General features: G+C 38.3%; 13 protein-coding genes and 1 pseudogene. 9 read left to right on the plus strand and 5 right to left on the minus strand.

All coding sequences use genetic code 11. The features are described from left to right. Window positions 1-116: 116 nt before the first annotated feature. The gene (ispF, locus tag FGL31_RS03730) at window positions 117-602 is read left to right on the plus strand and encodes a 2-C-methyl-D-erythritol 2,4-cyclodiphosphate synthase (RefSeq protein WP_099372086.1); all 486 of its coding nucleotides are present in this window, start codon (window positions 117-119) and stop codon (window positions 600-602) included. Here ispF and FGL31_RS03735 read toward each other — a convergent pair. Then, complete coding sequence (locus FGL31_RS03735; RefSeq protein ID WP_138089738.1) at window positions 596-1813, minus strand: TCR/Tet family MFS transporter; 1218 nt, start codon at window positions 1811-1813, stop codon at window positions 596-598. The two genes, ispF and FGL31_RS03735, sit on opposite strands and share 7 nt — an antisense overlap. Before the next feature lie 222 nt (window positions 1814-2035). Between FGL31_RS03735 and FGL31_RS24460 the strand changes: the two genes are divergently transcribed. The 5 genes and pseudogenes from FGL31_RS24460 to uvrC all read left to right on the plus strand — a co-directional run bounded on the left by FGL31_RS24460 (window position 2036) and on the right by uvrC (window position 6202). Further along, entirely contained in the window at window positions 2036-3367 is a 1332-nt protein-coding gene (locus tag FGL31_RS24460) for a transglycosylase domain-containing protein (RefSeq protein ID WP_232046242.1), read from the plus strand. After that, window positions 3306-3602: a penicillin-binding transpeptidase domain-containing protein gene (locus tag FGL31_RS24465; protein ID WP_232046243.1), complete on the plus strand. Its 297-nt coding sequence runs from the start codon at window positions 3306-3308 to the stop codon at window positions 3600-3602. Before FGL31_RS24460 ends, FGL31_RS24465 begins: the two co-directional genes overlap by 62 nt. Further along, entirely contained in the window at window positions 3599-3931 is a 333-nt protein-coding gene (locus tag FGL31_RS24470; protein WP_232046244.1) for a penicillin-binding transpeptidase domain-containing protein, read from the plus strand. Before FGL31_RS24465 ends, FGL31_RS24470 begins: the two co-directional genes overlap by 4 nt. Before the next feature lie 145 nt (window positions 3932-4076). Then, window positions 4077-4301, plus strand: a complete 225-nt coding sequence (locus FGL31_RS24475; protein WP_232046245.1) for a hypothetical protein — start codon at window positions 4077-4079, stop codon at window positions 4299-4301. A gap of 60 nt (window positions 4302-4361) precedes the next feature. After that, a pseudogene (gene uvrC, locus FGL31_RS29590) lies at window positions 4362-6202 on the plus strand (excinuclease ABC subunit UvrC). 23 nt (window positions 6203-6225) lie between these two features. Here the strand turns inward: uvrC and FGL31_RS03750 are convergent. After that, the gene (locus FGL31_RS03750) at window positions 6226-6558 is read right to left on the minus strand and encodes an iron-sulfur cluster assembly protein (RefSeq protein WP_232046246.1); all 333 of its coding nucleotides are present in this window, start codon (window positions 6556-6558) and stop codon (window positions 6226-6228) included. Between the two features lie 3 nt (window positions 6559-6561). After that, window positions 6562-7725: a glycosyltransferase family 4 protein gene (locus tag FGL31_RS03755; protein ID WP_138089739.1), complete on the minus strand. Its 1164-nt coding sequence runs from the start codon at window positions 7723-7725 to the stop codon at window positions 6562-6564. 112 nt (window positions 7726-7837) lie between these two features. Here FGL31_RS03755 and FGL31_RS03760 point away from each other — a divergent pair, with 112 nt between their 5' ends. Next, entirely contained in the window at window positions 7838-8815 is a 978-nt protein-coding gene (locus FGL31_RS03760) for a polyprenyl synthetase family protein (protein ID WP_197734082.1), read from the plus strand. A gap of 70 nt (window positions 8816-8885) precedes the next feature. Beyond that, window positions 8886-9662 (plus strand): amidohydrolase, encoded by a 777-nt coding sequence (locus FGL31_RS03765; protein WP_138089741.1) that lies wholly within the window; start codon window positions 8886-8888, stop codon window positions 9660-9662. A gap of 3 nt (window positions 9663-9665) precedes the next feature. Here FGL31_RS03765 and FGL31_RS03770 read toward each other — a convergent pair whose 3' ends face one another. Continuing rightward, window positions 9666-10097 carry a hypothetical protein gene (locus tag FGL31_RS03770; RefSeq protein ID WP_138089742.1) on the minus strand — a complete coding sequence of 144 codons (432 nt, stop codon included), beginning with the start codon at window positions 10095-10097 and terminating at the stop codon, window positions 9666-9668. A gap of 121 nt (window positions 10098-10218) precedes the next feature. On the opposite strand from FGL31_RS03770, the gene FGL31_RS03775 reads away from it, so the two are divergent. Continuing rightward, on the plus strand, window positions 10219-10662 hold the full coding sequence (locus tag FGL31_RS03775; RefSeq protein ID WP_138089743.1) for a MarR family winged helix-turn-helix transcriptional regulator: 444 nt from the start codon (window positions 10219-10221) through the stop codon (window positions 10660-10662). 6 nt (window positions 10663-10668) lie between these two features. Here FGL31_RS03775 and FGL31_RS03780 read toward each other — a convergent pair whose 3' ends face one another. Further along, the gene (locus FGL31_RS03780) at window positions 10669-12060 is read right to left on the minus strand and encodes an FMN-binding glutamate synthase family protein (protein WP_232046247.1); all 1392 of its coding nucleotides are present in this window, start codon (window positions 12058-12060) and stop codon (window positions 10669-10671) included. Window positions 12061-12345: the final 285 nt, after the last annotated feature.

The raw sequence follows: 12345 nt of genomic DNA on the forward strand, positions 1-12345 counted from the left end.
GGGCAGCATCGTTAACTTAATGACATTGCCCGCTAGGGGTGCCACTATTCTACCACCACATAAACATCTTACCCACCTCAAATTATATCATCGAAATAATCCCTATCTTCGCTCTTATGAAAATAAAGGTAGGTTTCGGTTTTGACGTTCATCAAATGAAAGAAGGTCATCCATTCGTTGTTGGCGGAGTGACCTTGGATCACCATGCTGGTGCTTTTGGACATTCAGATGCAGATGTTTTGGCGCATGCAATCTGTGATGCCATATTGGGTGCTGCCAATCTTGAGGACATTGGTTATCATTTTCCGAATACAGATGAGCGTTGGAAAGGTGCAAATAGCTTAGATCTATTGAGACACTGCATCGTTTTAATCAAAGAAAAAGGCTTTGAATTAGGGAATATTGATGGAATGCTTTGCTTGGAAGCTCCCAAAATCAAACCCTATATCCCGCAGATGAAAGCTAATATTGCTGAAGCAGCAGGTATTTCTGTAGAGGATGTATCCATTAAAGCTACTACAAATGAACAAATGGGATTTATTGGCCGAGAAGAAGGTGTCGTTGCTTATGCGGTTTGTTTATTGGAAAAAATAAATTATTGATTGTTCTGTCTAAAGTAATTGATAGCAATAATCACAGCGATCAATGCTAAAAGACTTCCGAGATAAAATGGTGCGCCCGGTAGATACATCGGGCCATTTTTTTTGGTGAAGAATGAAAAAAGGGAGGTCATGACCAAAGGGCCAATTATAGCTGTTAAGCTTATAATACTGGTGAGTCCACCTTGAATCTGACCCTGTTCATTCGCAGGGGTATGGTTGGAAATGGAACTCTGCATTGCAGGCCCCGCAATTCCAGCAAAAACATAGAAAATACTGGTTGCAAACAGTAGGAGGGTAGTGTCAACAATACCAAAAGCAAATAAGGAAATACAGTTGAGGAATAGACCCGTGACAATACTTTTCGCCAATCCCAGCTTGGGAATGATAACTCGGATCAATCCAGCTTGAACAATGGTCAATAAAATCCCAATCACTCCTAAGGAATATCCGACCATTCTTTCATTCCATTGGAATTTTTCCATAGTAAAATATGACCATGTACTTTGAACGGCATGAGCAGCAATGTTGATTAAGAAAATACAGACCACTAAAGGCATGATGATAGGATATTTTTTGATATGTCTGAAACTGCCGATGGGATTTGCGTTTATCCAACGGAAATTACGCCTATGTTCTTTTGGCAACGACTCAGGAACAACAAAATAGCCATATAGAAAGTTGAGAAATGTTAGTCCTGCTGCAGCGAAGAAAGGGACTCTTGGTCCGTAATGTCCTAAAATTCCACCGATTACCGGACCTATAATAAAACCTAAACCGAAAGCTGCACCGAGCAGACCAAAGTTTTGAGCTTTATTTTCCTTGGTCGAAACATCAGCTATATAGGCTGCCGCGACCGTATGACTGGCGCCAGTAACTCCTGCAACTAGCCGACCTACAAAAAGCCAAAAAATGGAAGGAGCAAAACCAATGAGCAGATAATTGATAGTAAACCCAAATAAAGAGCATAGCAAAACTGGCCTTCTACCGTAATGGTCACTTAAGTTGCCGAGAATAGCAGCAAAGAAAAATTGCATAAATGCATAACAGAAGGTTAGCCAACCTCCATATGCCGAAGCTTGACTCAGGTCACCATGGATCAATTCCCGGATCAACGCAGGCATAACCGGAATTATAATCCCTAGCCCAATCGAGTCCAATACTACAGTGATAAAAATAAAAAGTAATCCAGCTTGCGATTTTATTTTCGGCATATCAAACTAAGGTAGTTATTTTTTTCTGCCCTCAAATCGATTTAAATAGACAATTTCTATGCTCGAATAATATTTTTTAATACTATGAGACCTAAGATTTATTTACATCGAGAAAAATATGGTATTTTTGTTGTTGCCAAATGAGAATTGGCACACTTACTGTTTATATGGAAATGAACTTAAAGCAGTAAGGATAAGTTCGTTGTTTCATTAAATTTACAAATGAAGAGAGAATCAAAAAGTAGTAAACTTACAGAAGAAGACGTAAAGCGATATACGGGGCTCTTTTGGAAGATATTGTTGGGTTTGGTTGTATTTGCAGGTCTGTTCCTCCTGAGCGTTAGAATTGGAATATTTGGTAAGTTGCCTACGTTCAAAGATCTTGAAAATCCAAAAAGTAATTTAGCATCAGAAATTCTGACAGATGACAATAGAGTGTTAGGGACTTATTTCGTTCATAACAGGTCTAATGTAAAATATAATGAATTGGCACCTTCGCTAGTTCATGCCTTGATATCTACCGAAGACAAGCGTTTTTACGAGCACTCAGGAATTGACTATTCCCGTACCATGTCTACCATTATTTTGACTTTGGCAGGAAACAAACAAGGGGGAAGTACCATCACGCAACAGTTGGCACTGAACTTATTTGCTGAAAAACGTGAAAGAAATCCTATCAAACGTATTATGCAGAAATTCCAAGAATGGATTACAGCAGTTCGCTTGGAAAGAAACTATACCAAAGAAGAAATTGTAATGATGTATTTCAATACAGTCGACTTTGGTGCATACAATACTTTTGGTATTAAATCTGCCGCAAGAACTTTCTTCAATACAACTCCAGATAAATTAACGCCAGCACAATCTGCCTTATTGGTGGGTATGCTAAAAGGACCAGGGATTTACTCTCCTGTGCGCTATCCTGAAAATGCGCTTCGCAGAAGGAATCTAGTTCTGCAAAATATGCGTGATCAGAATTTTATCACCAATGAAGAGTTTGATAAAGCTAAAGAAGATCCAATTGGCCTTAAATTAACCATCTCTAATTATGGTGAAGGATTAGCACCATACTTCAGAGCGGTATTAAAAGAAGAAATCAAAAAAGAGTTCCAACGTTTGGCGATTACAAAACCAGATGGAACACCTTATGATTTGGATCGTGATGGATTAAAAATATATACTCCGATCAATTACAAAATGCAACAATATGCTGAAGAAGCTCAGAAAGAGTGGATGAGACGCTTGCAGAATGAGTTTGACAAACAATGGAGACGCAGAAATGCATTTACAGGTGACAATGCTAAATTGTTGGTCAGAGGGATGAAGCGTTCCGATCGTTACAGGGTATTAAAAGCAGAAGGTTTATCTGAAGATCAAATCAAGAAGGAATTCGACAAAAAAGTTCCTATGAACCTATTCACTTGGAAAGGTAGTGTGGACACGGTGATGACTCCAATGGACTCTATTAAATATACCAAGCTGTTTTTGCGTAATGCAATGGTTTCGATGGAACCACAAAACGGGTTATATCAGAGCATGGGTAGGAGGGATTGACTTTGAACACTTCAAGTATGACCAAGTGAAATTAGGTACACGCCAGGTAGGTTCAACAGCAAAACCATTTGTATATGCTTATGCAATCGACAATGGCTATGGTCCTTGTGTTTCTATTCCAAATTACATGCGTACTTATGGAGACTGGACACCAAAAGGAACAACTCAAGGTGGTAATCCAATCACGCTTAAGAATGCCATTAAATATTCACAAACTTTGCATCAGCCTATTTGATCAGCGAAGTAGGTGCTGCGAATGTGGCAGACTTAACGAAGAGAATGGGAGTAACCTCAAATATACCAAACAACTTATCAATTGCACTAGGTTCTTACGATGCCTCATTGTTTGACATGGTGGGTGCTTATTCTGCATTCGTAAATCAAGGTACATGGGTTGAACCAACTATGATCTTACGTATTGAAGATAAAAATGGATCTCCAATCTATGAAAAAGCTCCGAAAGTGTTGAAAGCATTGAACAGTGAAACCGCTTATGCGATGGTGGATATGTTAAAAGGTGTTGTAGATGGTGGTACAGGATCACGTTTTGAGATGGGATCCTAATTTTGGGTGGCTTGAAAAACCCTATCGGAGGTAAAACAGGTACTACCAACGATAAACTCCGATGCTTGGTTTATCGGTATTACACCAGAATTGGTAACAGGAGTTTGGACCGGCGCTTGAAGATAGAGGAATTAGCTTTAGTAGTATGCAATATGGACAAGGTGCTGCAGCAGCGATGCCGGTATTCGGATTGTATATGAACAAAGTATATAAGGACAAAGACCTGAGTTACTCGCAGGAGGATTTCCCGCAGCCTCCAGGTGGTATTACAAGGTTTGAAATGAACTGTTCGAATTACTCGCAATTCTATGGAAATGACCCGGCGAAGAGTGATTCTCAACTGATGGAAGACGATAGGTTAGGATTTTAACCGATTCTTTAATAAATTAGACCAGACCTTTATTCTTCAAAAATAAAGGTCTGTTTTTTTGTGCGACGATGGAATTTAACTATAAAAAAGGAATTAACCAAGATACCTCATAAAACCCCGGGGTCTATCAATATTTTGACAAGGATGACACGCTGATCTATGTTGGAAAAGCCAAAAACCTTCGAAATAGGGTGGGTTCATACTTTGTTAATGAAAATCAACTCAACAGTAAAACAAGGGTTCTGGTCAGAAAAATTAACCGGATCGCTTTTACCATTGTAGATACCGAAATTGATGCTTGGCTGTTGGAAAACAACCTCATCAAAAAGCATCAACCCCGATATAACGTCATGTTAAAAGATGACAAGACATATCCATGGATTGTCATCAAAAATGAACCTTTTCCCAGAATCTTCTGGACCAGGAAATATATCAAAGACGGATCAAGATATTATGGGCCTTATGCTTCGGTAGGCATGATGCACATCATTCTGGATATGATCAGGGAATTATTCCCTTTAAGAACCTGCAACCTCAGCCTCACACAAGAAAATATAGCCAAAGGAAAATTCAAAGTCTGTTTAGAATATCAGTTAGGCAACTGTTTGGGCCCATGTGAAGGATACCAATCCGAAGAGAACTATGATCAGAACCTGTCTGATATAAAAGATATTCTGAATGGAAAGATTGCCGTCGTAACAAATCGACTTAAAGATCAAATGAATGCTGCGGTTCAACAAATGGATTTTGAAGGTGCTCATAAGTTCAAGGTTAAATTGGACAAACTATCCAACTATCAAAGTAAATCTACTGTCGTTAGTTCTTCAATTACCAATGTTGACGTTTTCAGCATCGCTTCTGAAGATAATTATGCTTTTGTAAACTTCCTTAAGGTAGTCAACGGTGTAGTTATTCAGACCCAAACAGTGGAACTTAAGAAGCGTTTGGATGAAACAAATGAAGAGTTACTGGCAATAGCTATTCCTCAATTGAGGTCAAGATTCAGAAGTCATTCCAGAGAGATAATCGTACCTTTTGAATTAGATATCGAAGGTAATGAAGACATCAAGTTTCTTGTCCCTAAACTGGGAGATAAAAAGAAATTATTGGAACTTTCTCAAAAAATGTGGCTTATTTCAAAAAGGAAAGACTTCTACAATATGAGAAACTGAATCCCGAGGTGAAGGTAGAGCGAATCTTAAAGCAGATGCAAAAGGATCTTCGCTTACCCCAACTTCCCAGACATATTGAATGTTTTGACAACTCAAATATCCAAGGTAACTACCCTGTTTCAGCAATCGTTGTCTTCAAAGACGCCAAACCTTCCAAAAAAGGATTACAGGCATTTTAATGTGAAAACCGTGGAGGGACCGAATGACTTCGCTACGATGGAGGAAGCAGTTTTCAGGCGTTATAGAAGACTTTTGGATGAAGACCAAACATTGCCACAGCTTGTGATCATTGATGGCGGGAAAGGACAGTTAGGGGCAGCATTGAAAAGCCTCAAGTTGCTGGGTATAGAAAAGCAAATGACCGTTATTGGTATTGCCAAGAGATTGGAAGAGCTCTATTATCCAGGAGATCAATATCCTATGTACTTGGATAAGAAATCTGAAACCTTAAAAATTATCCAACATCTAAGGGATGAAGCACACCGTTTTGGTATTACTTTTCATAGAAATCAAAGAAGCCGTAAAACCTTTGTTTCTGAACTTGACAATATCCCCGGAATCGGAAAAGTTACGGTTGAGAAACTTTTGAAAACTTTTAAATCAGTCAAAAAAACCCGCGAAGCTTCTGATGAAGAATTAATGAAAGTTTTAAATCTAAAACAGCTAAAGGCTTTAAAGAGTTATTTTGGAGAAAAGACGGATGAATCTAAAACCAATAATTTAGATTAGGATATATTTTTCCAGATTTACGGTTATAAAAACCCTAATTCCAATTTAGCTTCTTCCGTCATCATATCCTTGGTCCAGGGCGGGTCGAAGGTAAGTTCAACGATTGCCTCATCGATACCATCAATTGCAGCAACTTTTTGCTGTACTTCATTCATGATCTCGCCAGCAACTGGACATGCTGGGGCAGTTAAGGTCATAACAATCTTAGCCTGCTTATTCTCTTTGGTGATGATTTCGTAAATCAGTCCCAGATCAAGTATATTCGCAGGTTTTAATTCAGGGTCATATACGGTTGCCAGAGCCTCTTGAATTTGAGGTGCCAAGCCCAATCTGTCCATTATAATGATTGTATTCATCTCTTAATTTTTTGATTTAGCCAAAACATCAGAATAGATTCTTTCTAATTCGTCCATTACAATGGGTTGGCTATATTTCTCTAAATATTCCTTACGGCAATTTTCCTTGATCTCTTCGATTTTTGCTGCCGGTAAGGATTTCCACTCTGCCAATTTCTGAACCAAATCAATGTGATTGTGAGGGTCAAAAAGTAAGCCTGTATACAAAGGTACAACCATTTCAGTTAATATGCCAATACTACTGGCAATGACTGGGGTCCCTAAGGCAAAGGCCTCCAAAACAGATAAAGGCATCGATTCATAACATACAGAAGGAACAATGACTGCAGTGGCAGACGCAATATTATTACTTAAAGTCTGCTTGTCCTGAAATCCAAAATATTGTATGTTAGGACTATTGCTAACAATCAATTCAACTTCCTTTTGCAAAGGACCTGTGCCGAATATTTTTAATTTATGATCGGTAGCTTTCCAAGCATGTAGTAGAGGAAGAATTCCTTTTTCCTCAGACAAGCGTCCAACATAGACAAAATAATCGCTTGGATATTCCTTGTTGACAGCCTCAACCTTTACAAAATTTGGCTTCACCACAAACTTATCCATCGAAACATTGAATTTGGATTTAGCAAAAATGGATTTTGAAAATTCTGAGAGCGTAATAAATCGATCTATATGTTTGAATGTTCCACGTTTTCTATGGATCCAATAAGTGAAGGCTGTCCAAAAGGTTTTGAGATACGAGTTTTCGAGAACTTTTCTCTTTACAGCATCCCATGGGAAGTCTTCTTTGATAGAATTCAAGAAAATATTGCCATCATGGAACAGTGTAGCAGAAGGGCATATCAACCGAAAATTATGCAGGGTCATTACCATTGGAATCTTAATTTTCTTGATATGAAGGATAAACAAAGGCCCAAGAGCATAGTGCATATTGTGGATATGGATAAGGTCAGGTTTAAACTCTTGTATTCTTTGTTTTATCTTCTTTACTTCTAGCCAATTCATTGGGTAGAGTAAATATTGCAGATATCCCTGGGATCCTTTTTGATTTCTGACGGTATAGAGATCAATCTCATGATTCTTCCTCAAAGCCTCCATTTCCTGTCCCATTACAAAATCTTCGCCTCCGATGTGTTGGTATTGATTGTGAATGATGAGTATACGCATAAGTTGATCTCTATTTTTCTTTGCAATTTACGGAGTAAAAGGCTAAAATCAAATCCATTCTGTGGTACTAAATCAGCACAAATCCCTATCTTCGTGATTATTTTAAATGATTATGTTCGAACAGCATCCATTTGGCAAGTTGATCGCGGAATATATTCAAAACACTGAATATCCAAAGCAACCTGCCGACCTCTATGATCCAATCAAGTATATTCTATCCTTATCGGGCAAGCGTATTAGGCCATTACTTGTGTTGATGGGCGCCAAATTATTTGGAAAGGAAAACCTACAGGAAGTGGTTCCAGCAAGTATTGCTATCGAGTATTTCCATAATTTCTCATTGATCCATGATGATATTATGGATAGGGCACCGCTAAGAAGGGGCAAAGCAACTGTTCATCAAAAATGGAATGACAATGTGGCTATTCTTTCTGGAGATGCTTTATTGGTAAAAGCTTATCTAGAACTAGGAAAAAGTCCTTCAGCACATATTCCGGACTTATTGAATGTCTTCAACAAAGTAGCTTTGGAGGTTTGCGAAGGTCAGCAATATGACATGGATTTCGAAAAGAAATCAAATGTGTCAGAAGATGATTACTTGAATATGATCAGATTGAAGACTTCTGTACTATTGGGTGGAGCGCTTCAAATGGGAGCTATACTTGCCAACGCTGAACAGGAACAACAACAATTGATTTATGATTTTGGCGTAAATTTAGGAATCGCCTTCCAGTTGCAGGATGATTATTTGGATGTATACGGAAATCCTGAAACTTTTGGAAAACAAGTAGGCGGTGATATCCTGTGCAATAAAAAAACAATCTTAAGAATTAAGACAGAACAATTATTGGACGAAGAATCTAAAGAAGAATTTCAGAAACTTATCGATTTGGATACAATTGAGGATGCTGAAAAGGTAAGTCGTATGAAAAACTTGTATGCCAAATTCGAGGTTGACAAGTATGCCGAGGACATTAAGTCTAGATATATGGAGCTGGCATACAATAAATTGGAATCAATTGCCGTTTCAGAAGCGCAGAAAGCAGAATTAAGGATGTTAGCCGATACGTTAATGCATCGTACGCGTTAATTATGATATTTGCTTTGTTTTTTATAATTTGGGGAATTGAGTTTAAGATCATACAGAGTAAATGACGCTAATGGAGCCACTAAAAATCACTATATTTCAAGCATATCTTTTTTGGGAAAATGTAGATAAGAACCTGCAGAATTTAGGTTTGAGATTGTCTTCATTACGCGAGAAAACAGATTTGATCATTCTACCTGAAATGTTCAATACTGGCTTCACCATGAATGTGGAGAAATGTGCCGAAACAATGAATGGAAAAACCATGCACTGGTTGTTTGAAACGTCGAAGAAATTTGGTTGTGTCGTTGCTGGCTCATTGATTATCGAGGAAAACAGTAAATATTATAATCGTTTTGTATGGATGTCTCCTGATGGAAGTTTTGTGCATTACGATAAGCGTCACTTGTTCACCATGGCAGGAGAGGACAAAATATTTACTCCAGGAGAATCAAGAATAATCTTTCAGCTGAAAGGCTGGAAATTATGTCCAATGATATGTTATGACCTCAGGTTCCCAACCTGGTCTAGAAATCAAAATGGAGCATATGATTTAATGGTATATACTGCTAGCTGGCCTGATAAGAGATCAGCACATTGGAGAGCATTGATCCCAGCGCGAGCAATCGAAAATCAAGCCTTTGTCATCGGTGTCAACCGCGTAGGACATGATGGAAAAGAAGTATATTACTCAGGAGGGTCAATGTGCATATCACCGAATGGGGATGTAGTGTACTATAAGCCTGAAGATGAAGATTTATATACTTTTACTCTAAATCCTAAAGATCTAGAAGAGAATAGAGAACAATTCCCATTCTTAAAAGATCAAGATCCATTTAAATTTCTTTAAAAATTAATCTTTATACGGACGTTCAAGAACGGCTTGTTGAATGATTGCTTTTCGAAGGTCAAAATGCTGTGCATCAAGCTCTTCTATCTGAATCTTTTTAGTTGGAGTTCTTTGTTTTTCTTGTTGGATACGTCTTTCAGCTTCAAGCCTTTTTTGTTCAATTTTCCGCTGCCTAGCAATTTCAACTTCATCAAATTCTGGATAATCATTAAATGATTCCGCCTTTTTCTGAGTTAAAAGAGATGGTTTAGAGCTAGTCTTGACAGGTTGGGGAATAGGAACCTGAGGAACTGGCGCTTGATGAGGATTTTTGTTCTGAAGCTCTCTTTTGATTTGCTCCAACCTTTTCTTTGCCTTCTCCTGTTCTTCTATGTAGCCTTTATAGATTTTGTAAATCGCTCCAACTACGATAATAAGGATGATGAGGTTCTCCATATCAATAAAAATAGCTAAATTTTTCCTTCAATTTCTTATACTGCAATAAAATAATTTGCAAATACAGTAATTTATCATTTAATTGCATCAACAACTTATTTACCATATTAATTAACCTTACATGATGACAAGTGAAACTAACTATGCTAGTGAGTTCTATTCTTTCTTAACGGGGAGAGTTTCCACGGCAATTGGCAGACGATTGCAGCGAAACTTTAAGGAGAGTGGCATTCCAATTACAGCAGAACAATGGAGTGTTTTATATTTCCTTTGGGAGACCGAAGGATTAAGCCAACAAGACATCGCCAAATTGACCTTCCGGGATAAGCCGAGTGTGTCAAGATTGATTTCAAACCTCGAAAAACAAAAGATTTTAGTGCGCGTTTGCAGTTCCGGAGATAAACGGGCAAACCAGATCTATTTAACAGCCCAAGGCCATAAGATCAAAGATAAGTGCATGCAACAAGCAGAAAAAACTATCTCTGAAGCGCTCGAGGGTGTTGATAGAAGCTCTATGCAACAAGCTCAGCAGCTTTTAGAGATAGTTTTTAATAACTTAAAATAGGTACCGTTAATCAAAAACCTCCGGAGCAAAGTCACTACGGTTGTTAACCAACTTTCCTGTATTTTTAAAGTAAATGTCTTGGAAGCTTAGGGTATTCTGGCTGTCCACTTTACGGAAGAATTTGTCAGCATTGACTTCTTCCAAGCTATTGAATCCACAAGCTTCCATGATTTCTACAGTAGCACGTAAAGTGTTACGGTGGAATTGTGCTACGCGGACGTATTTGTCGTCTACATTAAGACCTTTATAGAGGTGTGGTTGCTGTGTTGCAACACCTACTGGACATACGTCTTCATTACATTTTAATGCTTGAATACAGCCTAATGCGAACATCATACCGCGAGCACTGTAGCATGCATCAGCACCTAATGCGATTACTTTCAAGATATCAAATCCAGTAACGATTCTACTCGAGACAATAATCTTAATATGTTTTTTAAGACCGAAATTTATTAATGTCGTAGTTACAAATGCTAAGGCATCATATAATGGCATACCTAAGTTGTCTGTAAATTCAAGAGGTGCAGCTCCCGTTCCGCCTTCAGAACCATCTATCGAAATAAAGTCAGGCATAATCTGCGTTTCTTGCATCGCTTGACAGATCTCAATAAATTCTTGTTTATCTCCAATACAAAGCTTAAACCCTACAGGTTTATAATCCGATAATTCACGCAATTGTTGGATAAAATGCATCATCTCAACCGGTGTTTTAAATGAACTATGCGCAGGGGGAGACATAACGTCTGTTCCAGGAACTACGTGACGAATGGCAGCTACCTCAGGAGTATTCTTTGCTGCAGGAAGGATACCACCATGTCCAGGTTTTGCTCCTTGAGACAATTTCAACTCAATCATCTTAACATAAGGACGAGTTGATTTCTCACGGAATAAATTAGGCTCAAAATAACCGTGCTCATCCCTACATCCGAAATAACCTGTACCTACTTGCCATATCAAATCTCCACCATTGATATGATATTGTGAAATACCACCTTCCCCTGTGTTGTGAGCGAAGTTCTGCAAGGCAGCACCTTTGTTCAAGGCTGTAATTGCAGTACGACTCAACGCACCATAGGACATTGCGGAGATGTTGAATACACTTAAACTATACGGCTGTTTACAGGCGCTATTTCCGACCGTAGTGCGTAGGTTGTGATCTTCAATGTGAACAGGGAAAATACTATGAGCAGCCCACTCATTTCCTACCGCTTGCGGATCACTCTGCATACCGAAAGCAACAGTCTCACGTTGATTTTTTGCACGTTGGTAAACAATAGATCGTTGACGTCTATTGAATGGTCTACCGTCCGTGTCAGACTCCCAAAAATATTGCCTTAATTCAGGACGAATAGATTCTAAAAAGTAACGGAAATATCCAACTAATGGGTAGTTTCTCAATATCGCATGTTTCGTCTGAAAACTGTGATACAATGCGATAATTAAAAGAGGAAATGGTATAATAAGCAACCAGAACCAGCTTGGTGTGAAGATAATACCAAAAGAGATTATTATTAAATTGATAACAATAATGATCCCTAGGATGAGTTTTCTTACCTGCATGATGTAATTATTATGCTAAACTTATATTTTTAATATTTACCACAGTCTAGGTTCCGCTATAAATGTGCCATAAATAGGGCAGGAACCAACTAACCGGTTATTTGCATGCAAAATTAGTAAGTT

The sequence above is a fragment of the Sphingobacterium daejeonense genome (assembly GCF_901472535.1).
Classification (GTDB): domain Bacteria; phylum Bacteroidota; class Bacteroidia; order Sphingobacteriales; family Sphingobacteriaceae; genus Sphingobacterium; species Sphingobacterium daejeonense.

Excerpts from the sequence above, each read along its gene's own strand:
- ispF (WP_099372086.1), top strand. The coding sequence starts at position 117 with ATGAAAATAAAGGTAGGTTTCGGTTTTGACGTTCATCAAATGAAAGAA.
- FGL31_RS03735 (WP_138089738.1), bottom strand. The coding sequence starts at position 1,813 with ATGCCGAAAATAAAATCGCAAGCTGGATTACTTTTTATTTTTATCACT.
- FGL31_RS24460 (WP_232046242.1), top strand. The coding sequence starts at position 2,036 with ATGAAGAGAGAATCAAAAAGTAGTAAACTTACAGAAGAAGACGTAAAG.
- FGL31_RS24465 (WP_232046243.1), top strand. The coding sequence starts at position 3,306 with ATGCAATGGTTTCGATGGAACCACAAAACGGGTTATATCAGAGCATGG.
- FGL31_RS24475 (WP_232046245.1), top strand. The coding sequence starts at position 4,077 with ATGCAATATGGACAAGGTGCTGCAGCAGCGATGCCGGTATTCGGATTG.
- FGL31_RS03750 (WP_232046246.1), bottom strand. The coding sequence starts at position 6,558 with ATGAATACAATCATTATAATGGACAGATTGGGCTTGGCACCTCAAATT.
- FGL31_RS03755 (WP_138089739.1), bottom strand. The coding sequence starts at position 7,725 with ATGCGTATACTCATCATTCACAATCAATACCAACACATCGGAGGCGAA.
- FGL31_RS03760 (WP_197734082.1), top strand. The coding sequence starts at position 7,838 with ATGTTCGAACAGCATCCATTTGGCAAGTTGATCGCGGAATATATTCAA.
- FGL31_RS03765 (WP_138089741.1), top strand. The coding sequence starts at position 8,886 with ATGGAGCCACTAAAAATCACTATATTTCAAGCATATCTTTTTTGGGAA.
- FGL31_RS03770 (WP_138089742.1), bottom strand. The coding sequence starts at position 10,097 with ATGGAGAACCTCATCATCCTTATTATCGTAGTTGGAGCGATTTACAAA.
- FGL31_RS03775 (WP_138089743.1), top strand. The coding sequence starts at position 10,219 with ATGATGACAAGTGAAACTAACTATGCTAGTGAGTTCTATTCTTTCTTA.